Source organism: Rhizobium sp. AC44/96 (genome assembly GCF_001692185.1).
In the GTDB taxonomy this organism is placed as follows: Bacteria; Pseudomonadota; Alphaproteobacteria; order Rhizobiales; family Rhizobiaceae; genus Rhizobium.
This window is the reverse complement of record NZ_LXKO01000021.1, coordinates 1-23,117: the sequence shown is the minus strand read 5'-3', so window position 1 is coordinate 23,117 and position 23,117 is coordinate 1. Positions and strand designations below refer to the sequence as shown.

20 protein-coding genes and 1 pseudogene are annotated in these 23,117 nt (G+C 61.0%); 6 read left to right on the top strand and 15 right to left on the bottom strand.

The features are described 5' to 3' along the window. Positions 1-84 precede the first annotated feature (84 nt). The 3 genes from serA to A6U87_RS17325 form a co-directional block, all read right to left on the bottom strand. On the bottom strand, positions 85-1,680 hold the full coding sequence (gene serA, locus A6U87_RS17335) for a phosphoglycerate dehydrogenase (protein WP_065692545.1): 1,596 nt from the start codon (positions 1,678-1,680) through the stop codon (positions 85-87). An 86-nt stretch (positions 1,681-1,766) separates the two neighbouring features. After that, positions 1,767-2,948: a phosphoserine transaminase gene (locus A6U87_RS17330; protein WP_065692544.1), complete on the bottom strand. Its 1,182-nt coding sequence runs from the start codon at positions 2,946-2,948 to the stop codon at positions 1,767-1,769. Positions 2,949-3,156: 208 nt separating this feature from the next. Further along, positions 3,157-3,975, bottom strand: coding sequence for an outer membrane protein (locus tag A6U87_RS17325; protein WP_065692543.1), 819 nt, complete (start codon positions 3,973-3,975; stop codon positions 3,157-3,159). A gap of 138 nt (positions 3,976-4,113) precedes the next feature. Between A6U87_RS17325 and A6U87_RS17320 the strand changes: the two genes are divergently transcribed. After that, positions 4,114-5,127 (top strand): glycosyltransferase family 25 protein, encoded by a 1,014-nt coding sequence (locus A6U87_RS17320; protein ID WP_083199513.1) that lies wholly within the window; start codon positions 4,114-4,116, stop codon positions 5,125-5,127. A 78-nt stretch (positions 5,128-5,205) separates the two neighbouring features. On the opposite strand, the gene glmM is transcribed toward A6U87_RS17320, so the two are convergent. From glmM to A6U87_RS29350, 10 genes are all read right to left on the bottom strand, one after another. Then, positions 5,206-6,558, bottom strand: coding sequence for a phosphoglucosamine mutase (gene glmM / locus A6U87_RS17315; protein ID WP_065692541.1), 1,353 nt, complete (start codon positions 6,556-6,558; stop codon positions 5,206-5,208). A gap of 241 nt (positions 6,559-6,799) precedes the next feature. Next, positions 6,800-8,731 carry an ATP-dependent zinc metalloprotease FtsH gene (gene ftsH / locus A6U87_RS17310; RefSeq protein ID WP_065692540.1) on the bottom strand — a complete coding sequence of 644 codons (1,932 nt, stop codon included), beginning with the start codon at positions 8,729-8,731 and terminating at the stop codon, positions 6,800-6,802. A 98-nt stretch (positions 8,732-8,829) separates the two neighbouring features. After that, the gene (gene tilS / locus A6U87_RS17305; protein ID WP_065692539.1) at positions 8,830-10,167 is read right to left on the bottom strand and encodes a tRNA lysidine(34) synthetase TilS; all 1,338 of its coding nucleotides are present in this window, start codon (positions 10,165-10,167) and stop codon (positions 8,830-8,832) included. Between the two features lie 12 nt (positions 10,168-10,179). Next, positions 10,180-11,181, bottom strand: coding sequence for a tol-pal system protein YbgF (ybgF, locus tag A6U87_RS17300; RefSeq protein WP_065692538.1), 1,002 nt, complete (start codon positions 11,179-11,181; stop codon positions 10,180-10,182). Positions 11,182-11,361: 180 nt separating this feature from the next. Continuing rightward, positions 11,362-11,892, bottom strand: a complete 531-nt coding sequence (pal, locus tag A6U87_RS17295; RefSeq protein WP_065692537.1) for a peptidoglycan-associated lipoprotein Pal — start codon at positions 11,890-11,892, stop codon at positions 11,362-11,364. Positions 11,893-12,048: 156 nt separating this feature from the next. Further along, complete coding sequence (tolB, locus tag A6U87_RS17290) at positions 12,049-13,359, bottom strand: Tol-Pal system beta propeller repeat protein TolB (RefSeq protein WP_065692536.1); 1,311 nt, start codon at positions 13,357-13,359, stop codon at positions 12,049-12,051. A 22-nt stretch (positions 13,360-13,381) separates the two neighbouring features. Further along, positions 13,382-14,512: a hypothetical protein gene (locus A6U87_RS17285; protein WP_065692535.1), complete on the bottom strand. Its 1,131-nt coding sequence runs from the start codon at positions 14,510-14,512 to the stop codon at positions 13,382-13,384. A gap of 8 nt (positions 14,513-14,520) precedes the next feature. Continuing rightward, complete coding sequence (tolR, locus tag A6U87_RS17280) at positions 14,521-14,976, bottom strand: protein TolR (RefSeq protein WP_198928722.1); 456 nt, start codon at positions 14,974-14,976, stop codon at positions 14,521-14,523. Positions 14,977-15,005: 29 nt separating this feature from the next. Then, positions 15,006-15,725: a protein TolQ gene (tolQ, locus tag A6U87_RS17275; RefSeq protein ID WP_065692533.1), complete on the bottom strand. Its 720-nt coding sequence runs from the start codon at positions 15,723-15,725 to the stop codon at positions 15,006-15,008. A gap of 449 nt (positions 15,726-16,174) precedes the next feature. Continuing rightward, entirely contained in the window at positions 16,175-18,385 is a 2,211-nt protein-coding gene (locus tag A6U87_RS29350; RefSeq protein ID WP_083199510.1) for a methyl-accepting chemotaxis protein, read from the bottom strand. A 261-nt stretch (positions 18,386-18,646) separates the two neighbouring features. Here A6U87_RS29350 and A6U87_RS17265 point away from each other — a divergent pair, with 261 nt between their 5' ends. After that, positions 18,647-19,156, top strand: a complete 510-nt coding sequence (locus A6U87_RS17265; protein WP_065692532.1) for an AAA family ATPase — start codon at positions 18,647-18,649, stop codon at positions 19,154-19,156. 6 nt (positions 19,157-19,162) lie between these two features. On the opposite strand, the gene ybgC is transcribed toward A6U87_RS17265, so the two are convergent. Beyond that, positions 19,163-19,618 carry a tol-pal system-associated acyl-CoA thioesterase gene (ybgC, locus tag A6U87_RS17260; protein ID WP_065692531.1) on the bottom strand — a complete coding sequence of 152 codons (456 nt, stop codon included), beginning with the start codon at positions 19,616-19,618 and terminating at the stop codon, positions 19,163-19,165. A gap of 117 nt (positions 19,619-19,735) precedes the next feature. On the opposite strand from ybgC, the gene A6U87_RS17255 reads away from it, so the two are divergent. From A6U87_RS17255 to A6U87_RS17240, 4 genes are read left to right on the top strand one after another with little or no spacing between them, the layout of a single operon-like run. Further along, positions 19,736-20,956: an NAD-dependent epimerase/dehydratase family protein gene (locus A6U87_RS17255; RefSeq protein WP_065692530.1), complete on the top strand. Its 1,221-nt coding sequence runs from the start codon at positions 19,736-19,738 to the stop codon at positions 20,954-20,956. Beyond that, positions 20,953-21,780: a glycosyltransferase gene (locus A6U87_RS17250; RefSeq protein WP_065692529.1), complete on the top strand. Its 828-nt coding sequence runs from the start codon at positions 20,953-20,955 to the stop codon at positions 21,778-21,780. Before A6U87_RS17255 ends, A6U87_RS17250 begins: the two co-directional genes overlap by 4 nt. Then, complete coding sequence (locus A6U87_RS17245) at positions 21,777-22,685, top strand: NAD(P)-dependent oxidoreductase (protein ID WP_065692528.1); 909 nt, start codon at positions 21,777-21,779, stop codon at positions 22,683-22,685. The genes A6U87_RS17250 and A6U87_RS17245 overlap by 4 nt, the downstream gene beginning before the upstream one ends. A 19-nt stretch (positions 22,686-22,704) precedes the next feature. Next, entirely contained in the window at positions 22,705-23,034 is a 330-nt protein-coding gene (locus tag A6U87_RS17240) for a hypothetical protein (RefSeq protein WP_244499524.1), read from the top strand. Here the strand turns inward: A6U87_RS17240 and A6U87_RS30170 are convergent. After that, positions 23,006-23,117, bottom strand: a pseudogene (locus tag A6U87_RS30170) (IS630 family transposase); the annotation flags it as partial. The gene A6U87_RS17240 and the pseudogene A6U87_RS30170 sit on opposite strands and share 29 nt — an antisense overlap.

The window sequence follows — 23,117 nt, the reverse complement described above, 5'->3', positions numbered from 1 at the left end:
CCCAGGGAACCGTCATCAACCAATGCAAAAGCCCGGCGCAGTCGCCTGCGCCGGGCCTTTGTATGTTTCCCTTGGGAGGAAAACTCAATCAACAGCAAATACGAGCGGCTTGGCCTGTCGGATCGCCGTGTTCGCAGTTAATTTTGCAAGCACGTCGTCGCTGACCGGTCCATCGACGTAAAGCAGTGCGATCGCATCGCCGCCCTGCTCGCCGCGGCCGAGCTGGAAGTTGGCAATATTGACGTTGGCCGCACCCAGGGTCGTGCCGATGAAGCCGATCATACCGGGGACGTCGGTGTTGGAGATGTAGACCATGTTGGCGCCGACATCGGCGTCAAGGTTGATGCCCTTGATCTGGATGAAGCGCGGCTTGCCGTCGGAGAAGACCGTGCCGGCAACGGAACGGGTCTGCTTGTCTGTTGTCACCGTCAGCTTAATGTAGCCGTCGTAGACGCCGGTCTTGTCGCGCTTGACCTCGGAGAGCACGATGCCCTTTTCCTTGATCATGATCGGTGCCGAAACCATGTTGACGTCGGCGACCTGGTTACGGATGAGGCCGGCGAGCAGCGCAGACGTCAGCGCCTTGGTGTTCATCGTGGCGGTGGCGCCGTCATAGAGGATCTCGATTTCCTTGATCGGATCGTCCGACACCTGGCCGACGAAGGCGCCGAGAACGTCTGCGAGCTTGATGAACGGCTTCAGGATCGGCGCTTCTTCAGCGGTGATCGAGGGCATATTGATGGCGTTGGAAACGGCACCCTTGACGAGGTAGTCCGACATCTGCTCGGCAACCTGCAGGGCCACGTTTTCCTGCGCTTCCGTGGTCGATGCGCCCAAGTGCGGCGTGCAGACGACGTTCGGCAGGCCGAACAGCGGGCTTTCCTTGGCGGGCTCGACTTCGAAGACGTCGAAGCCGGCGCCGGCGACATGGCCGGACTTGATGGCTTCGGCAAGTGCCGCTTCGTCAACCAGGCCACCACGGGCGCAGTTGATGATGCGAACGCCGGGCTTGGTCTTGGCGAGGTTTTCCTTGCCGAGAATGCCGCGGGTCTTGTCGGTCATCGGCACGTGCAGGGTGATGAAGTCAGCCTTGGCGAGCAGCTCGTCGAGCTCGACCTTGGTGACGCCCATTTCCTGAGCGCGCTCGGCCGAGAGGAAGGGGTCGTAGGCAAGAACGTGCATGCCGAGGCCGATGGCCTTCTTGCAGACGATGCCGCCGATATTGCCGGCGCCGATGACGCCGAGCGTCTTGCCGGTGATCTCGACACCCATGAACTTCGACTTTTCCCACTTGCCGGCCTGCGTGGACGAATCCGCTGCAGGCAGCTGGCGGGCAACGGCAAACATCAGCGCAATGGCGTGTTCGGCCGTCGTGATCGAGTTGCCGAACGGCGTGTTCATAACGATGATACCGCGCTTGGAAGCGGCCGGAATATCGACATTGTCGACACCGATACCGGCGCGGCCGATAACCTTGAGGTTAGCAGCGGCGGCGATCAGCTTTTCCGTCGCCTTGGTGGCCGAGCGGATGGCGAGACCGTCATAATTGCCGATGATTTCGGCGAGCTTGTCCTTGTCCTTGCCGAGCTGCGGCTGGAAATCGACTTCGACGCCACGATCACGGAAGATCTGGACGGCGGTTTCCGACAGTTCGTCGGATACGAGAACGCGAGGTGCCATTGGGGGCTTCCTTCAAAAGGTTCAACGATGGAATGTAATCAGGATTGCGAGGCTCCGCTTCTTCAGCGGAGCCGGATGCGATCAACTCAGGCGGCAGCCTGGGACAGCGTCGCCTTCTGGGTCGCGAACGCCCAGGAGAGCCACGGCATCAGCTTCTGCATGTCAGCCGTTTCGATCGTGGCGCCGGCCCAGATGCGCAGGCCGGACGGCGCGTCGCGATAGTGGCCGATGTCGTAGGCGACACCTTCCTTGTCGAGCAGGGAGACGATGCCCTTGGCGAAGTTCGCCTGGCCGTCGGCGTCGAGTGCCAGCACGTCCTTGTCGGTGATCTTCAGGCAGACCGAAGTGTTCGAAGCCGTCTCGGCCTTCAGCGCCAGGTTGGCGATCCAGTCGTTGGCGGCGACGAAATCGGCGATGACCTTGGCATTGGCGTCGGCGCGGGCCATCAGGCCCTTGAGGCCGCCGACCTGCTTCGACCACAGCAGCGCATCGATATAATCCTCGACGCAGAGCATCGACGGCGTGTTAATGGTCTCGCCGGTGAAGATGCCCTCGATCAGCTTGCCGCCGGAGGTCATGCGGAAGATCTTCGGCAGCGGCCAGGCCGGTGCGTAGCTGAGCAGACGCTCGACGGCGCGCGGCGAAAGAATGATGACGCCATGCGCGCCCTCGCCGCCGAGAACCTTCTGCCAGGAGAAGGTAACGACATCGAGTTTGGCGAAATCGAGGTTCTGCGCGAAGGCAGCGGACGTTGCGTCGCAGATCGTCAGGCCCTTGCGGTCAGCGGGAATGAAGTCGCCATTCGGGACGCGAACGCCCGAGGTGGTGCCGTTCCAGGTGAAGACGACATCGCGGTCGAAATCGATGGTTGAGAGATCGGGCAGTTCGCCGTAACCGGCTTCGATCTTGCGGACGTCCTTGAGCTTCAACTGCTTGACGACGTCGGTGACCCAACCGGCGCCAAAGCTTTCCCAGGCAACCATGTCGACGCCGCGCTCGCCGAGCAGCGACCAGAGCGCCATTTCGACGGCGCCAGTATCGGAAGCGGGCACGATGCCGATGCGGTAATCGGCCGGCACTTCGAGAATTTCACGGGTAAGGTCAATGGCCTGCTTGAGCTTCGTCTTTCCGACTTTCGCGCGATGCGAGCGGCCGAGCGGCGCGTCGGAAAGGGCTTCGAGCGACCAACCGGGGCGCTTCGAGCAAGGACCAGACGAAAAATGGGTGTTGTTCGGACGTACGTCCGGCTTAGCGGTGGCAGTGGCCATATTGATACCCTTCCAGGTAATTAGCCTCTCGTTGGGGAGAGGTGTCCCGCCGCCGTGGATATAGATCGAGCCTTGGATAGTCAACGGGCAAGTGTCGCAGCCGGAGGACTTTTTGACGCAGGCGCGACCAAGCTGCCTCCACTGACACATTGCCACAAACGAAAAAGCCGCCCGGTTGGGGGCGGCTTTGTAAGCATCTGCAATCAACTTACTTGTAGACGATAGGCGCCGGAGGCGGCTCATAGGGAGCAGCGCAGCCGCCGAAGAGATAACGGGCACCGATGCGCGCTTCATGAACGTTGAAGCCCTTGTCACGGCCGGGGCCACCACCCGCGTTGTAGCCGAACATCTCGCCGTCATCGACGTGGAGGAAGCGGTAGCCGACATCTGCCTTGACGTTGCAGGTAACGTCGATCGTGGCGCCGGCCATCAAGGCGTAGCTGAAGCGCCAGCTGCTCTTGCCATCATGCGTGAAGGTGTCATCGCAGTTCGAAGAGTTGCCGGTTTCGCACGACGTATTCCTCAGGCCCTTCCAGTTGACGTAGGTTCCGCCGATACCGGCGCCCACATACGGGGTGACGTAGCCATAGGTTCCAAGATCGACATAGGCGTTTGCCATCAGGCTCCAGGCCGTCAGCGAAGAAATATCGCTGGAGGTACAAGCGACCGCGACACCGCAGCTTCCGACCGTCGAACCGTGGAAATCAGCGGATCCGAAGTAGTCGAGCGTCAAATCGGTGCGGAAGTAGTTGTTGACCTGGTAACCGACACCGACGCCACCGGTAAAGGCATCACGCAGATCAGCGGTCTGAAAGTCGACTTCGCTGGCATTGCTTCCCTGGAAGTAGCTAGCGCCACGCAGATCGGGCCAACCGTAACCGACGTCGCCGCGAAGATACCAGCCGGTCGCTTCGGTAACGACGACTTCCGGGGGCATCTCCGGCACCGGTTCCGGCGCGAGGTCTGCGGCAAAGGCATTCGATGTGATCAGCAAGGCGGCAAAAATGCCGGACAGGCTTCTTTTCATGGATCCCACTCCAAAGTTCGGGGCATGGCAGGACCAATCGCTGCCAGTCGGACTCGTTTCGGAATGGATAATGAAGTGGGAACGTTAAAACGGGCTTAACTACGATTGTTTACCGTGATTTTTATCAGGTCATAAACCATGGCCGGCCACGAAACCGGCCAACCGGCCCGGCCTGCTCTGCCGATCCGCTTGCACAGTGCGCGCAGGACACCTAAATCCGGGGAAACATTGGGACCGGAGCGGAGTGCCCCTATTGTCAACATGGCAATAGCGGCGTTTGGCTTGCTGCAGATCGGCGCGGAGCAGTTTCTCGTGCATCAGACACTAGGTACTTTGGTCATCAGCATGGCCTCGTCAGCGGACCGCCGCGCGTTGCAGCTTTTCCAACTTCAGCGCCTTGGCCTTACATTCGAGTTCGTGGATGCCACGACGACCGCCGATGTGCCGGCACCGGAGATGGCACATCTGCAGCGGCGTTGGGCTCGACGCCTGCGCGATACGGAGGTGGCCTGCGCCCTCAGCCATAGGCGAGCCTGGGAGATCGTTTCACGCTCGAGCGACCCCATGCTCATCATTGAAGACGACGCCATCCTCGCCACAGACACTCCGGCGATTCTGCAGGCCGCCGCCGCCTTGAAAAACGTCGATTGCGTCAATCTTGAAACTTTCGGCGCGAAAAAGACGCTCGGGCGTCGGGCGCCGCTCGGCGTCGGCGATTATACCATCGCACGAATTTTCCGCGACAGCGCGGGCGCGGCCGCCTACCTGCTCTGGCCGGAGGGCGCCCGGAAACTGCTCTCCAGCTTCAAGACCATGCTTCCGTTGGCTGATGCCGCAGTCAACCTGACGCTGGACCTCCGTAAGGTCCAGGTTGAACCGGCATGCGCCATACAGACAAGCATTCTCAGCAAGACCAACCCCATCTCCCACTCGATCAGGCGCAGCATGATCGCCAGAACCAGACCGATAGAAACGCGGCCGCCGTTCGCCGAGTGGCTTGGCTACAAGTCACGACGACTGCAGATATCGATGATTTTGACTTTTCAGATCCTATGTGGGCTCGGCAGAAGTAGCCGCCGCGAGGTGAAGTATGTCGACTCCACCGAAGCGCTCGATGTTCTGAAAGGCGCCTTTCCCGACATGATCGCCTAGGATCGCTCTGCGCTGATCGCAAGCCCGTCCGCGGCGAGGTGCCGGCGCTGTTAACGCCGGCTCTCCAAAGACTGCTTGTTACGCCGCTGTGCGGACGCTGGAGATGGTGCCGATCAGATCGTTGACGATCCGCTCGATCTGGCTTCGATCGTCGCCTTCGGCCATGACACGGATCAGGGGCTCGGTTCCAGACGGCCGGATCACGAGACGGCCGCTCCTTGCCAGCTCTGCCTCGGCATCGGCAATCGCCTTCTGAACCTGGATGTCCTCCAGCGGCTTGCCACCGGAGATGCGGACGTTGCGCAACAGCTGCGGCACCGGCTCGAAACGACGGCAGACTTCGCTGACGGTCTTTCCGGTGCGCTTGACGGCCGCAAGGATCTGCAGCGCGGCAACAAGGCCATCGCCGGTCGTGCCATAGTCGGAAAGCACGATATGGCCGGACTGTTCGCCACCGACATTGTAGTTGTGTTGGCGCATGTGCTCGACCACGTAGCGGTCGCCGACAGCCGTGCGCACGAGGTCGAGACCCTTGTCTTGCAGGAACCGTTCGAGGCCCAGATTGGACATGACGGTTGCAACGAGGCCGCCGCCCCGCAGCTGCTGGCTTTCGGCATAGCTTTCGGCGATCACGGCCATCAGCTGGTCGCCATCGACAACGGCGCCGTTCTCGTCGACGATGATCACCCGGTCGGCGTCGCCATCGAGCGCAATGCCGATATCGGCCCGCACCTCGTCCACCTTCTTCTGAAGGGCGACGGGGCTGGTCGAGCCGCAGTTGAGATTGATGTTGGTGCCGTTCGGCTCGTTGCCGATGGTGACGACCTCGGCGCCGAGTTCCCAGAGCACGGCGGGGGCCACCTTGTAGGCGGCGCCGTTGGCGCAATCGATCGCGATCCTCAGGCCCTGCAGCGTGACATCGCGGGGAAGCGTGCGCTTGGCATGTTCGATATAGCGGTCGTGAACACCATCGATACGCTTGGCCCGGCCGATATCGTCCGACTTCGCCAGTTGCGATGACAGGTCCTTGTCGAGCAGGTCTTCGATCTGCGCTTCCAGGTCGTCGGACAGCTTGTAACCATCAGGTCCGAACAGCTTGATGCCATTGTCCTCGTAAGGGTTATGCGACGCCGAGATCATGACGCCGATATCGCAGCGCAACGACCGCGTCAGCATGGCGACGGCGGGCGTCGGAATAGGGCCGAGGACGAAGGCATCAAGCCCGGCGGCGGTAAAGCCTGCCACCATGGCGTTTTCCAGCATGTAGCCCGAGAGGCGCGTATCCTTGCCGATGACGACCCGGTGACGGTGGTTGCCGCGGCGAAAGATTGTTCCAACCGCAATGCCGACCCGCATCGCCAGATCCGGCGTCATCGGGAACACGTTGGATTGACCGCGGATGCCGTCCGTACCGAAATATCGTCTTTTCATATGCACCCCTGTGCCTTAGGCGCGCCCTTTGGGCTGCGCACTACCATTTAGCAATCTCGCGCCTTTGGACGCCGAATTTCGCTAGAAAAGCCCTGATTGAGGCCTCCTCATGTCAGCGGCATGACATAAATTGCGGCCGCCATCACGTAAATTAGCGAGAAAACTCATTATATCCCGTTACCAACGAAAACGGCCGGGCACCATCACGGGTACCCGGCCGCTCGATCATTTCCAAAGGAAATCAATGCGGTTGAGGCTCCAGACCGCCTTCGGTCTCGTCGCCCTTGGCTGCGGGACGCGTGCCGGTCTTCGGCACGGCGGAGCCGCGTGTCGGGGTGGAATCGTCGCCAAGATCGCGCGACGGCTTCTCTCCGCGAATCAATGCCTTGATCTCCTCGCCGGTCAGAGTTTCGTATTCGAGCAGCCCCTCGGCGATCGCCACGAACTCGTCGTGGTGGTCGGTGAGAATACGGCGCGCTTCCTGGTAGGCGTCATCGATCAGGCGGCGAACTTCCGTGTCGATCGTCTGAGCGGTCGCTTCGGACACGTTCTTCGACTGCGAAACCGAATGGCCAAGGAACACTTCCTGCTGGTTTTCACCATAGGCGACCTGGCCAAGCGCATCCGAGAAGCCCCACTGCGTGACCATCGCACGGGCAAGCTTGGTCGCCTGCTCGATATCGGACGACGCACCCGAGGTGATGTTCTCTTTCCCGAACGTCAGTTCTTCGGCAACGCGACCACCCATCATGATGACCAGGCGCGACACCATCCACTTGTAGCTCATGGAGTAGCGGTCGCCTTCCGGCAGCTGCATGACCATGCCGAGCGCACGGCCGCGCGGGATGATGGTTGCCTTGTGCAGAGGATCCGCAACAGGCACCTTCAACGCGGTGATAGCGTGACCGGCTTCGTGATAGGCGGTCAGCTTCTTTTCGGCTTCGGTCATGGCGGACGAGCGACGCTCGGCACCCATCATGATCTTGTCCTTGGCGTCTTCGAATTCCTGCATGGTGACGACACGCTTGTTGCGGCGTGCGGCCATCAGGGCAGCTTCGTTGACGAGGTTCATCAGGTCTGCACCGGAGAAACCGGGCGTACCGCGAGCCAGAACCTTGAGATCGACATTCGGCGCCAGCGGCACATTGCGGGCATGAACCTTCAGGATGCGCTCGCGGCCGACGATATCGGGGTTCGGAACGACGACCTGGCGGTCGAAACGGCCCGGACGCAGCAGCGCCGGATCAAGAACGTCGGGGCGGTTGGTCGCGGCGATCAGGATGATGCCTTCGTTCGCCTCGAAGCCGTCCATCTCGACCAGCAACTGGTTGAGCGTCTGCTCGCGTTCGTCGTTACCGCCACCAAGACCCGCGCCACGATGGCGACCGACGGCGTCGATTTCGTCGATGAAGATGATGCAAGGCGCATTCTTCTTGGCCTGCTCGAACATGTCGCGGACGCGGCTTGCGCCAACGCCGACGAACATTTCGACGAAGTCCGAACCCGATATCGTGAAGAACGGAACGTTGGCTTCGCCTGCGACCGAGCGCGCGAGCAGCGTCTTACCGGTGCCGGGAGGGCCGACCAGCAGAACGCCGCGCGGAATCTTGCCGCCGAGACGCTGGAACTTCTGAGGATCACGCAGGAATTCGACGATTTCTTCAAGGTCCTGCTTGGCTTCGTCAACGCCAGCAACGTCGTCGAAGGTGACGCGGCCATGCGCTTCGGTGAGCAGCTTCGCCTTGGACTTGCCGAAGCCCATCGCGCCGCGCGAACCACCCTGCATCTGCCGCATGAAAAACAGCCAGACGCCGAGGATCAGCAGCATCGGCAGCAGCGTGCCGAGATAGCTCAGGAAGCCAGACGAACCATCGGTTTCAGGCCGCGCCGAAACGAGAACGTTCTTACTCTGCAGACGATCAAGCAGGTTGTCGTCGACAACAGGCGTATAGGTCTGGAAGGTGGTGCCGTTTTCAATATAGCTGCCGGAGACGCGGTTACCCGTGACGACGACTTCCTTGACGCGGCCCGCATCCACTTCACGCAGGAACTGCGAGTAAGGGATATCGCGGGAGCTGGTCTGCGCCGGCGACGTCTGGAACATACTGAACAGGGCAATCAGCAGGAGCGCTATGATTGCCCACAAGGCGAAATTACGTAAATTAGGGTTCATCGAACTCCCCAGCACTGGAACGAGCGCCTCATGGCGACCGTCATATTTGGCTTCTAACATAGGAGTGCGTCAGGCGAATGCCAAGGCAAACCGGTCCGTTAGATGGTTTTTCCGTCAATAAGACCTAAAGGCGCTTTTGGATAGGGGCGTGTTCCAAAAGCAGCCGCAAGGCTATCCGCAAAGATGACGTCAAATCGTGTCAAAAAACGGTCGAACGGAGCGAAATAAGGCGTCGCCAAAACTTTCCCGGCGCGGCCTCCAGACAGAGCTTCGCCGTCGGCGTCGACAAAGCGTGGCAGCGCCGCATATGCCCGGCGCAGAGCCGATTTCGGAAGCGCCTGCAGATCGTTGGCAGTCGGCATGACGGCCGAGCCCGCGGCTTCGATCCGGACAGTCCCTCTATCGTGGTTCCTGATTTCGAACCGGCTATCCCATGTTCCGCATCCGCCTTCGGGAAGAACCAGCGGCAGGATGCCACGGCTCTCACGGCAGAGGAAAAGCCCGTTGCGACGCAGGTCGAACACCACCCTACCCGCCGTCATGCGCGCGGGCTCGCCTTTTTCGATAAGGGCAAGAAGGGCGCCTGTCTGTTCGCGCCCCAGCGCATAGGGCTGACCACCGAAAACGGCGGCGAGCCGAGACAGCGCATATTCGAGAACCGACCGATCGGCGGCAAGACCGGCCAGCGACACCTGACCCAACACTGAAGCGTGAACAATGAAATGCGCGGCGAGCCATCGGGCAGCATCTTCGGCAAGGCTCGCTCGCCTGCCGCCCGCATCCATTGACGGTGCCGCAGCCGCGTGGTCCTTCAAGGCGAGACGCATGCGGACGCGCTCGTATTTCGGATCGTCATTGCTTGGGTCATCGAGCCAGGGCAGTTGCCGTGCCCGCAACACGGCGCGGATGTCCTCGCGCAGACACGAGAGAAACGGCCGGGCAATCCAGAGGCGCCGGCCAAACAGGACAAGATCGGCAATTCCCGTGCTTTCCGCCTCCGAGCGGGCACCGCGCATGACAAGCGTTTCGCGCTGATCGTCGAAGGTGTGACCGGTAACGGCGAGGTCAGCCGCGAATTCATCGGCGGCTTTCGCGAGCAGCTGGTAGCGGGCATCGCGCGCCGCCGCCATGATGCCGGTCTTCGGCTTTGGCCCAAGCCAGGTTTTCGTAACGTGAGGAATGCCGAGGGAACGGCAGAGAGCGGCGACCTCTCGCGCTTCGTCTGCTGAGTCAGCACGCAACGCGTGATCAACCGTTGCGGCACAGAGGAATACTGGGGAATTGGGAGTGGCTTTCAGCGCGTCGGCAAGGGCGACGAGCAGGCCGGTTGAATCGCTGCCGCCCGAAATCGCGACGAGTATGCGCGAGGGCTTTGTCAGCGCGTCCAGAAAGCGGCGTGTGGCCGTTTCAGGAGAAAGTGTGCCATCCGGGCGCAAAACCGGAAGGCCTTAGCAGGCGAGACGCTTCTGTTCGCTGGCGACCTTGGTTATGACAGCGCGCGAGGCCTTCGGATAGCGCTTCGAGACTTCCTTGAGCGTAGCGCAGGCAGTTTCGGTATTGTCGAGAGCGGCCAGCGACATGCCGAGCTTCAGGAGCATCTCCGGAGCCTTTTCCGAGCTGCCGAACTTCTGGTGCGCGTTCAGGAAGGTCTTTGCCGCCTCGTTGTACTTACCTTGGGAATAGAGTGCTTCACCAAGCCAGAAATTGGCGTCGGCTGCGCGAGCGCTTGCCGGATACTGAGCGATGTATTGATTGAATTCCTGCTCCGCGGTCGAATAGTCGCCGGACAGCACATGGCCGTAAGCGGCCTTGTACTGGTCGTTCTCGCTGCCGAGCGATGCCGTCTGCGACGACTTGCCGGAATCGACATCGGGAAGAGGGCCGGAACCGACATCAGCGCCAGGATTGACGGAGCCACCGATCGGATTGCCATTCTGGTCGAACTGCATCGACCCGAGCTGCTTCGGCGGTTGGCCAAGACCGTCATTCGCCGGAACGTCCGTCGAGGGAGCCGTGTCGGCCCCCTGCGGTGCGGTGATTACACGGGCGACATCGTCACCCCCCTGCCCGCCTTGGGCCGGAGGCACGACAGCTTCGCTCTTCTTCATCGTCTTGCCGCCGCTGCCGGCAGCGCTGCCGCCACCCTTTTCCAGTTCCTGGAAGCGGAATTCGTTGTCTTCCTGCGCCTTGCGGATCGTTTCCTGCATCTGCAGCAGCTGGAAGCTCATCTCCTCGATGCGGCCGTTCAGCTGGCGAAGCTGCTCTTCGAGCTGCTGAATGCGAACTTCAGCGCCGCCTGCGGCCTGCACTTTGACAACCGGCGCATCCTGCTGACGGTCCGCGGGCTTGCCGCCCACGTGCCAGCCGAATAGCGACGTCGCATTCGCCGACTGGCCTGCCCCGGCCACCGCTGCGAGGCAAAGCATGCCCGCCACGACAAGTTTCTTCATATGGTTCGTCCTGTCCCAGTGATTCTTCGCGCCTCGATGGCACGAACAGGAGATTTTTCCAATTGCTTTCAAAAAGCAACGGAGTTCGGCCAAAGTGTGTTCAAAAAGAAAAGGCGGCCCGCGATGGAGCCGCCTTTCCAATTTGTAATAGAACCCGGCATTTTGCTGCCGGATCGGCAATTACATGCCAGCGCCGCCGAGAACGGTAACGGCACGGCGGTTCTGCGACCAGCAGGAGATGTCGTCGCAGACAGCGACCGGGCGTTCCTTGCCGTAGGAGATCGTCTTCATGCGCTGAGCCGGAACGCCGCGCGAAGCGAGGTAGTCCTTGGCAGCAGCCGCACGGCGAGCGCCGAGAGCAAGGTTGTATTCGCGCGTGCCGCGTTCGTCGGCGTGGCCTTCGACGGTGATCGCATACTTCGGATAACGGCCGAGCCACTGGGCCTGACGGTCGAGCGTCTGGGCAGCGTCTGCACGGATCGAGGTGGAGTCGGTGTCGAAGAAGATGCGGTCGCCGACGTTGACGGTGAAGTCCTGAGCCGAACCCGGCGTTGCGGCGCCGGCGCCGAGGCCGAGGTCACCGGCGCTGTTGGCCATGTTCTTCTTGTTCGCGCAACCAGCCAGAGCAAGACCGGCAACGAGCGCGATCATGACGGGGTTACGGGCGAAATTCTGCATGCGGCTCATTGCCGGGGTGTGAATTCGGCTCATGGCCGGTCTCCTTGCGACTTGATTAGGGTTGCCGGACTGTAACCTTACTAGGTTAATCGGCTTTCAAGAATTATGGTTAACGAATGGTTGATTTGTCCCTCTGTCGCCCAAATCGAGGATTTTTGCGGCGACAAGAAGGCACATCCACAGTCTTTCCTACTCCAGAAGCGGCGACCAGGCCGGGTCGGAAGCGTATGCCGGGGTCTTGATCATCTGCTCGTTGTAACCGGTCAGATCGATCGAATAGAGCTGCGGACCGCCCGCACCCGCCGCCTGGCGGAAGAACATGATCACGCGGCCATTCGGTGCCCAGGTCGGGCCTTCGTTGTGGAAGCCGGTCGTCAGGATGCGCTCGCCCGAACCATCCGGCTTCATCACGCCGATCGAGAACTTGCCGCCCGACTGCTTGGTGAAGGCGATCAGATCGCCGCGCGGGGACCAGACCGGCGTGGAGTAGTTGCCGTCGCCGAAGGAGATACGCGTCTGGCCGGAACCATCGGCATTCATGACGTAGATCTGCTGGTGGCCGCCGCGGTCGCTTTCGAAGACGATCCGGCCGCCGTCAGGCGAATAGGACGGCGAGGTATCGATCGCTGCCGTCGAGGTCAGGCGCGTCGTGGTGCGCGAACGCAGGTCCATCGTGTAGATATTGGCGTTGCCTTCCTGCTGAAGGCTCATGACGACCTTCTGGCCATCCGGCGAGAAGCGCGGGGAGAAGGTCATGCCCGGGAAGTTACCGACCACTTCGCGCTGTCCGGTTTCCAGCTGCAGCAGGTAGACGCGCGGCTGCTGGTTGGCGAAGGACATGTAGGTGACTTCCTGCCGGTTGGGCGAGAAGCGCGGCGTCAGAACGAGGTCGCTGCCGTTGGTCAGCATGCGGACGTTGAAGCCGTCCTGGTCCATGATGGCGAGCTGGCGCTTGCGGTCCTGCTTCGTGCCGGATTCGGACACGAAGACGACACGCGTATCGAAATAGCCTTCTTCGCCGGTGATCTGCTTGTAGATCGCGTCGGCGATGATATGCGCCACGCGGCGCCAGTTTTCAGGCTGCGTGTAGAACTGCTGACCGGTCATCTGCGTGCCGGCGAAGGTATCCCAGAGGCGGAACTCGGCGCGAAGGCGGCCATCGCTTTCCTGCGTCACGCGACCGGTGACGAGCGCCTGCGCGTTGATGACCTTCCAGTCCTCGAAGCGCGGCGCGGCGTCCGGATTGGAGATCTTCTCGATGAAGGCGTTCTTGTTGATCGGTGCGAAAAGGCCGGAGCGCTGAAGGTCGGCCGCCACCACCTGCGACACCTGCGCGCCCATGTCGCCCTGCAGGAAGTCGGTGATCGCGATCGGCAGCGGCTCGACGTTGCCCTTGTTGATGTTGATTTCGACAAGCGCGTTCGCGGGCGTGGCGATAACCGCTGTGGTTATCATGCCGACGGCGACCATCAAGGCGCGGAAAAGAGAACACTTGGTCATAGAGCACAAGCCTTTCAGCATTTTAAAGGGCTAGATCGCTGGGGTCGAAATTGACGATGACCTCGCCCCAGGCGTCGTATTTGTCTTTCGGAAGGTTCGTGAACGGCGACGACTTCATGACGGCGCGCTTTGCACCGCTCGCCAACGCCATCCGCGTTGCCTCGTTGGTGCCGCCGATGGCCTCGACATCGGGCGTACCGATGATGTTGCCATCCGGGTCAAGCTTCATGTGAACCTTGATGCGAACGTCGCTCGCACCTTCCATTCCAGGGATGACCGACCAGTTGCCGGCGATCGCGCTGCGCAGCGCGTCCATCTCGCTCATGGACAGCTTGGAGCCACCGGTGGCCTTCTTGGCGCCGAGCGAAGCAACCTCAGTCGAGCTCTTGGCGCCGCCATTCGACGGGTCCTGCTTGTTGAGCAGGGCCGCGATATCATCGGCATTGAAGTCGCTCTGCTTCGAGGACGAGGCCTTGGCCTTTTCCTGCTTCTTGTCAGCCAGCTTCTTGTCCGTCGGCTTCTCGTCGCTCTTGGCCTTGTCGTCCGTCTTCTTCTCAGGCGGCTTTTCGGCCGGCTTCTGTTCCGGCGGCTTCACCTGCGGCTTGACGACGGGCGTCGGCACCTTGTCCGGCAAGGCTTCCGCATCCGGCTTCGGCGGCTCTGGCGTTTCCTGCGGCTTTTCCGGAGGCTTCTCGGGCGTCGGCGGCGTGATCTCTGGCTTTGGCGGCGTGATCGACGCCACCTGCTGCGGCTCGACGTCCGTCTCTTCCTTCATGATGTCCTTGACCTCGTTCGGCACAGGATCATTCTGGGGAAGCGGCTTTTCGACTGCCTTCGGCGCGGCGGCGCTCTCGTTGTTGTTGGGCTTGGCGTTCGGGATCGGCGGCGTCTTCAGGTCGACCTTGTTCTCGCCCATGTTCTCGGCGTTTTCGACATTGGTCGGCTTGGTCGTCGGCTTCGGCGCCGGCTTTTCGCTCGGCTTGGCGGTCTTGTCGCCCTGCTGCATCTGCGTCATTTCTTCGACGGGCACGAGGTCGACGGGCATCGCCTCGAAATCCTCGACCTTGAATTGCTCCGGGGAGCCGATCGAAATCAGCGCCCAGGCGAGCAATGCACAGTGCAGAGCAGCAGATGTGACGATACTGGCCTTCATAGCGTTTGCTATTGGTCCTTCTTCTGCTGCGTCACGAGGCCGATGTTCTTGAAGCCCGCACCCTGGATGCGCGCCATGACGTCGGCGATCACGCCATAAGGCGCGGTCGCGTCGCCGCGAACGAAGATGCGTTCATTGTAGCCGGTGGTGGCGATCGCCTCGAGCTTCGCGGCGATTTCCTCGACCGGGATCGGGGTTTCCTGAAGAAACGCCGTACCGTCGTTCTTGACCGAGATCGTGATCGGCTGCGTTTCGGAATTCAGCGCCTTGGCCTGCGTTTCCGGCAGATCGATCGGCACGCCGACGGTCATCATCGGCGCGGCCACCATGAAGATGATCAGCAGCACGAGCATGACGTCGACGAGCGGCGTCACGTTGATCTCGGAGATAGCGCCGCCTCTGCGACCGCCGCGACGACGACCACCACGGCCACCGCCGCTACCGCCACCGCTTGGAGCACCCATACCCATATCGTTCTCTCCGTTTCCGTCCGTTACTGAGCGGCCGCGCGCGGCTGCAGCTTCTCGTCGATCTGGCGCGAGAGGATGGCGGAGAATTCATCCGCGAAACCTTCCATGCGACCCGAGAGCTTGCCGGCATCGGCGGAGAACTTGTTGTAGGCGATAACGGCCGGGATAGCGGCGACGAGACCGATAGCCGTTGCGAGCAGCGCTTCGGCGATACCCGGCGCAACAACTGCAAGGTTGGTCGACTTCGAACCGGCGATAGCCTGGAACGATGTCATGATACCGACGACCGTACCGAAGAGACCGATGAACGGACCGGCGGAGCCGATCGTCGCCAGCGAACCAAGCCGGGCGGACAGATATTCGGATTCACGAGCGAGCGTCACGTCCATCGCGCGGTCGATACGCATCTGCAGGCCGATCGGCGAGCGTGCGCCACGCTCGAAGGACTTCTTCCACTCGCGCATCGCGGCGACGAAGATCGCTGCAAGGCCGGTGTTGTTTCGCTCGGACAGCGAGCGGTAGAGTTCTTCCAGCGACTGGCCCGACCAGAACACCTGCTCGAACTTGTCGAACTGGCGCCGTGCGCGGCCATAAGCCAGATATTTGTCGATGACGATCGCCCAGGTCCAGACGGAGGCTGCAATCAGCCCGAGCATGACCAGCTTGACGACGAGACCTGCCTGCATGAACAGCGACCAGAGGCTGACGTCCGTCGCTGCTGCTGCCAATCCTACTTGTTCCATTGATCCAAAATCCCCGAATCCAAACGCCCGGCACTTGACCGGGCGGCACAAAGTGATCTCGCAAGAAGTGTCTGGCGGCCGCCGCCCAAAGCCCTGGTCAAGCTTCCAAGCTCTTATCCGCCTTCCTTGCCGTCAAATTTGGTCAAAGGAAGGCGTGCACCGCACAAACTCTGACAATCCGAGTAAGACACTATTATGGTTAATAGTTCGTTAGCGTCGGATTATGACGGCGAATCTATCGGCGGAAGATTTATCCCTTGGATTACTTGGTCAGAGCTAGGTTCGATGACCAAAAAACAGCGCTCGTCTTGCGCGCGGCAATTCCTTCACATGAAAGTCATGTTTTTGCAAGTGCGAAATCACAACCCGCTCGCGACGTTTTGGCAGAACGCAAGAACCGCCGGTCAACGAATCGACGGCGGCTCCTTTATGGTCCCTGTGCGTGGTGCCTAGAACTCCGACCAACCGTGCTGATAGGCCGGGCCGTTGGCGACCCGCTTCATGGGCGCGCGGCTGTGCGCCGGTGGCGTGGCCATGACCGCGGCCACTTCGCGAAGCGCCCTCGCCTGCCCCTGCCCATGTCCCTGCCCTTGCGCGCCGAGATTGAACCCGGAGATGAGCTGCCGCAGCCGGCTTGCCTCCTTGGCAAGGGTCGCGCTGGCCGCGTTGGTCTCTTCCACCATCGCGGCATTCTGCTGGGTAACCTGGTCCATCTGGTTGACGGCGGTATTGACCTCGGCAAGACCGATCGACTGTTCGCGCGACGCAGTGGCGATCGCGTCCATGTGCTGGTTGATCGAGGCGACGTACTGGCCGATGCTCTGCAACGCCTCGCCTGTCTCGCGGACCAGCTTTACGCCCGTCTGCACCTCGGTGCTGGAGTTGCGAATAAGCTCCTTGATCTCCTTTGCAGCAAGCGCCGAACGCTGCGCAAGCTCGCGGACTTCCTGGGCCACGACGGCGAAGCCCTTGCCCGCCTCGCCTGCACGGGCAGCTTCGACGCCGGCGTTGAGCGCCAGCAGGTTCGTCTGGAACGCAATCTCGTCGATCACGCCGATAATGTTCGAAATCTGGTGAGACGATTGCTCGATGCGCTGCATCGCATCGACGGCGTTGCTGACCACCGTGCCGGACTGAACAGCGCTGCTGTTTGCCTGGACGGCGACGCCGCGTGCTTCCTCGGCCCGCTTCGACGAGTTCGACACGTTGGCGGTGATCTGGTCGAGTGCTGCAGCGGTTTCCTCGAGCGACGCCGCCTGCTGCTCGGTTCGCCGCGACAGGTCATCGGCACTCTGGCTGATCTCGTTGCTGCCACCGTCGATCGAGTGGGTTGCGCCGGCAACCTCACCCAGCGTCTGGCCGAGCTGATTGACAGCCTGGTTGAGGTCATGCCGCAACTGTTCGAAATCCGGCGCAAACGGCTCGCTGAGCTCGAAGGACAGGTCGCCAGCGGCAAGACGCCGCAGCCCGTCCGCAAGACCGGCTGTCGCCTGGCGAAGACGAACCTGGGCGGCAGCTTCCGCTTCCTCCTGCATGCGAATACGATCGGCCTCGGCCTGCGCGTGGTTGGCGGCGGCCTCCTCCTCCAGCCGGCGATTGGCAACCGCCGCCTGCTTGAACACTTCAAGCGCCGCTGCCATCAACCCGATTTCGTCCCGGCGGCCAAGGCCCGGCACGGCGATACCGGTGTCGCCTGAGGCAAGCGTGCGCATGGCATCCGTCACCGAGATGATCGGCCGGGCGATCGAGCGCCCGATCACGAAGACAGCCAGGATGAGAATGACAGCGGTCGTCGCCAGAGCGGTGATCACAAAGACCATGTTCCGCGCCTCGACCCGCTCGTTCTCGGCAAGGTTGGCGGCTTTCGCGGCGGCGTAATCCTCACCGAGCGCAGCGATCATCGGCTCCACGGCAGCATAGCTTTGGGACGTGGCATTGCGTGCCGCGACTTCTTCGAGCACGACCGAGGCGTACTTCTGGAACGAGGCACTGTAAGCGTTGAGCGCCTCCGTGATCGGCCCGCGCTGCTCGGAAGCCTTGAGTTCGTTCGCGGCAAGCGCAGCGAAGGTCTTCGTTTCAGCGGCATGCTGGTCCACATACTTGGCATCGCGACGGATGATGAAATCCTTCTCGTGGCGCCGCAGCATCAACATGCTGACCATCAGGTCGTTGTTCTTCAGCGCGCCCAGCTGATCCTCGATCGAATGGACAGCTTCGCGCATTGCGCCTTCGAGACCCTTCGATGGATCGAGGCCGAGCGTGACATTCTTTTCCACGAGCACGCCGAAGTTGGCCGCATAGGCATCGTATTGCTTGGCGATATCGTCCAGCTTCGACTGTACGGCGGGATCGGCATCGCTGCGGAGATCCGCCACGATGCCGCGCGCATCGGCAGTCGATTGCTCGAAGCTCTTCACCGAGGCATCGTCCTTGCGCAGCAGAAAGTCTTTCTCATGCCTGCGGTTCTGAAGGACAGTGGTCGCCAGCTTGCCGGTCTTGGCTTCCGCGGCCGCAAACCGGTCCGTCGTGGCGCGATATTCCGCTTCCACGTTCCCCTGCACGATGAATATGGCGGAGATCGCCGCGATACCGAGAAGAGCGACGACCGCGAGCAGAAGCACGCGCTGGCCGATTTTGAGATTAGAGAGGAAGCCGGACATATCAGACCTTTGATGGCAACAAATGTTAGCCAGATCTGAATGAGATCAATTAAATATAGTTTAAATTCACCCTACGAGTTTCGCGCCTATCTGTTTGTATTCTAGAGAGAAAATCTGAATTTTCAAAACCGATACGCGAAAACCATTCGCGGTTGCCGTTTATGGTGCGCTCGCTTTCCATGTTGTTTATGCTGCGAACACAAAACCGGTTTATCTGGTCACCCCAGCCATGTCATTTGAGTACGCTCCAGAGGAAATGAAATGCTCATCGTCTTCGCGGGACTACCCGGATCGGGAAAATCATCTCTGGCAAAACTGCTCGCGCGGCGACTTCAGGCAACCTACCTTCGCATCGACACCATAGAACAGGCACTGAGGTCTTGGGGATCACTAACGGCCGAGATTACGGCGGAAGGTTATGTAATAGCCTACAATCTGGCGCGTGAAAATTTGCTGGTTGGACAAACAGTCATCGCCGATTCCGTCAACCCAATCGAAACCACCCGCCAAGCCTGGCTCGACATCGCGGCCGACGCGAAGGTTGCAGCCGTACAGGTCGAAGTCGTCTGTTCTGATCCTGTAGAGCACCGCCGACGGATCGAAACGCGCACGACGGATATCGCCGATTTTAGGCTACCCAGCTGGGATGCAGTGGTAACGCGTGAATACCAAGCATGGCGGCAACGACGCATTGTCATCGACACAGCAGGGAAGGATTTAACCGCATCGCTCGAAGAACTGATGTCAATGCTGCCGACAATCGGTGCCTGATACTTTCTAAAGCGGCTGGCCACCTTCGAGAAACTTCTCGGCCAGCGTTTCCGGCAGCCGCCGCGGACGACCGCTGGCGTTGATGACCGCGATGATGACCTTTGCGGCGATCAGCAGGGTGTCGCCGCGGCGAATTTCCTGCGTGAGCACCATCTTGGCGCCGCCGGCCTTTTCGGTGTGGGTCAGCACGGTCAGGATATCGTCCATCCGGGCCGGCGACTTGAAGTCGATCTCCATGCGGTGGACGACGAAAACCAGCCCCTCCTCGTCAGCGGTGATGAGTTCGCGCTGTTCGACGCCGAGGCAGCGCAGATAGTCGGTACGTCCACGCTCGAGGAAGTGAAGATAGCGGGCGTGGTAGACGAGCCCGGAGAAATCGGTGTCTTCGTAATAGACCCGCTGCAGCAGCCGGTGGCCCGCCTCTGTCAGTTCACCTGAAATCGAAAAACCGTGATCCACCATAATTTTCTCCAACGTGCCGCCCCTCTTTGGCGCAAGAGTTTCCGCGGTGCAAGCATTGAACAATTGTCACGCTTCCTAAGTAATTTTCGATAGACGCGACAACCAGGAGATGGCGCCATGAAGATTGCGGTGATGGGCGGGGATGGTTTTATCGGCTGGCCGACATCATTGCATCTCTCCGACGCGGGCCACGAGATCCATATTCTGGACAACCTCTCGCGGCGCTGGATCGATACGGAACTCGGCGTCCAGTCCCTCACCCCCATGGATTCGATACAAGAGCGCACCCGCATCTGGCACGCCGAGACCGGCCGGCGCATTTACTTCAATCTGATCGATCTCGCCAGGGACTACGAGCTGTTGAAGAAATGGCTTGGTGACAGCAGGCCCGATGCGATCATCCATTTCGCCGAGCAGCGCGCCGCACCCTACTCGATGAAGAGCGACCGTCACAAGAACTACACCGTCAACAACAACCTCAACGCCACCCACAATCTGCTCAACGCCCTCACCGAGCTGCAGCTCGACGCCCACGTCATCCATCTCGGCACCATGGGCGTCTACGGCTATTCGACCGTCGGCGCGGCGATACCCGAAGGCTATCTGCCCGTCGGCATCGAGACGTCCGATGGCGAAACCGTCCGGCAGGAGATCCTCTACCCCGCCAATCCGGGCTCCATCTACCACATGACGAAGTGCCTGGATCAGCTGCTCTTCCATTTCTATGCCAAGAACGACGCCCTGCGCATCACCGACCTGCACCAAGGCATTGTCTGGGGCACGCACACGGAACAGACGAGACGCCACGCACAACTTATCAACCGCTTCGACTACGACGGCGACTACGGCACGGTGCTCAACCGCTTTCTCATTCAGGCGGCGATCGGCTACCCCCTCACCGTGCACGGCACCGGCGGCCAAACCCGCGCTTTCATTCACATTCAGGACTCGGTTCGCTGCATTGAACTGGCGTTGGCCAACCCGCCAGCCCGAGGGGCCCGCGTGGAAATCTTCAATCAGGTGACCGAGACCCACCGCGTTCGCGATCTGGCCGAAACGATCGCCCGGATGACAGGATCCGAAATCGCGTGGCTGCCCAATCCGCGAAAGGAAGCACCAGAGAACGAGCTGAGCGTGAAGAACGAAAAGTTCCGCAACCTGGGTCTTGATCCGATCACGCTGCAGGCAGGCTTGATGACCGAAATCGTCGATGTGGCGAAAAAGTTTGCCTATCGCGTCGACCGGTCGCGCGTTCCCGCGGTTTCGGCCTGGACCAGGGACATCGCCGCCACGCTCAACCGCGATCCCGAGGGCAAGCGGCTGAAATCGGTCTCATGAGCCAAGCACCGACCCGCTATGCCTATGTGACGCTGGTGACCAATGGCGACTATGCCATGGGGGCCGCGGCGCTCGCCCGTTCCCTTCTGCGCACCGAAACCGCGGCCGATATCGTCGTGCTTCACACCGCCGGCGTTAGGTCCTCCGCACTTGCTCCTCTCCAGACGCTCGGCTGTCGCCTCGTCGAAGTCGCGCACCTGCCGCTGTCGGATGAGTTCAACGAACGCCACGCGCGCTCGGCGCTGCATGCCGCCGCCCCATTCACCAAGGGCCGCAAACCGGAGTTTCATTCGCCGCTCGACAACTTCTGCAAGCTGCGTCTCTGGGAGCTCACGGACTACGAAACCTGTGTGTTCATCGACGCCGACGCGATCGTGCTCAGGAATATCGACAAGCTTTTCCTTTATCCTGAATTCTCCGCCGCCCCGAACGTCTACGAGAGCCTTGCCGATTTCCAACGCATGAACTCCGGGGTGTTCATCGCAAAGCCGTCCGCCGACACATTCCGGCACATGCTGGAACGGCTCGATCAGCCCGACATCTTCTGGAAACGCACCGATCAGTCGTTCCTGCAGGCCTTTTTCCCGGACTGGCACGGCCTGCCCGTCTACTTCAACATGCTGCAGTACGTATGGTTTACCATCCCCCAACTTTGGGACTGGAAGAGCATTTCCGTCCTGCACTACCAGTACGAAAAGCCGTGGGAAGCGAATCATCCGAAAGCCGCCAAATTGCGGCCGCTGATCGACCTTTGGCATGCGTTCTACGCCGGCGATGAACTGCCGGACATATCGGCAATGGCCAACCCGGAAGAGGCAGCATGAAGGTATTGGTATCGGGCGGAACAGGCCTCGTCGGACGATATATCGTCGAAGAGCTGCTGGCTGCCGGGTATTCCGTCATCATCGGCGGTCGGCATGCCCCGTTGCCGCGCGCCTTTTCGCGGCCGGTGGAGTTTGCGCCGCTGTCGCTCGATCCAGCCCACGATCACATCGACGCCTTCGACGACGCCTATTTCTTCGTTCATGCGGCCTTCCATCACGCGCCGGGAAAATACCGCGGCGGAGAGGGCGACGATCCGGAAACATTCAGACGGCTCAACCTTGACGGCACCGTCCGGCTCTTCGAAGCAGCCAAGCGTGCCGGCACCCGTCGCTGCATCTTCATTTCCAGCCGTGCGGTCTACGGCGAGCACCCGCCGGGAACCGTCCTGACGGAAACCACGCCCCAAAAGCCCGAAACGCTGTACGGCCAGGTAAAACTGGACGCCGAGCGCAGTCTCGCGCATCTCGCCGGCCCCGGCTTTGCGGCGGCCAGCCTCAGGCTGACCGGCGTCTACGGCAATCTTCGCCCCAACAAATGGGACAAGCTCATCGACGACTATCTCGCCGGCCGGCCTATGCTGTCGCGTGCCGGAACCGAGGTCCATGGCCGCGACGTCGGTCAGGCGGTGCGGCTGATGCTGGAAACCGAGAGTTCGCGCATCTCGGGCGAAACCTTCAATATCTCCGACCTCGCATTGGACACCTGGGACATTCTCGAGCCGATCCGCTGGGAGCGGGACTGTTCGAACAGGCTGCCTGCGGCAGCCGACAAGTCCCAGCTGACACCGATGGACACCGCGAAGATCCGAGCGCTCGGGTGGCAGCCCGGTGGCACGCCGCTGCTGCAGGAGACCCTTCATTTCCTCGCTACCGACGGCATACCGCACAGGCCCACGCAAGCCTGAGGTTGCAGATTGTCCGGGTTTGTACAATCCGGGGAATGGTATGCAGGTCGGATCTACTTCAGCGCTCAATATTCTGCGCAGCACCTCTGTTGCGGTTTCTGACAGCTTAAGCACCGCTGATAGCCCGACCACGGCGCGCTTGAAGATACTTCAGAATTCGGCCAAGGCGCTCGAAACGCTGCGCGAAAGCATGACCACCTCCGCCGACGCGGCCAAGGCGCGCGCCGCCCGCAAGCTGGAAGAAGCCAAGCAGCAGCTACAGATGCTGAAAAGCGGCGGCTTCCCGCCGGAAGTTGTCGCCCGCCTAGAGCGGGATTGTTTTAAGTCCGTTCGTATCCAGCCTCGCTGAAGTGGTTTTGACACTCCTGCGGGGTGACTGTTTGGAGGATGATTGCGAGTGCGTCGGAGACGGCGTTTCTGGTTCTGGCCTGC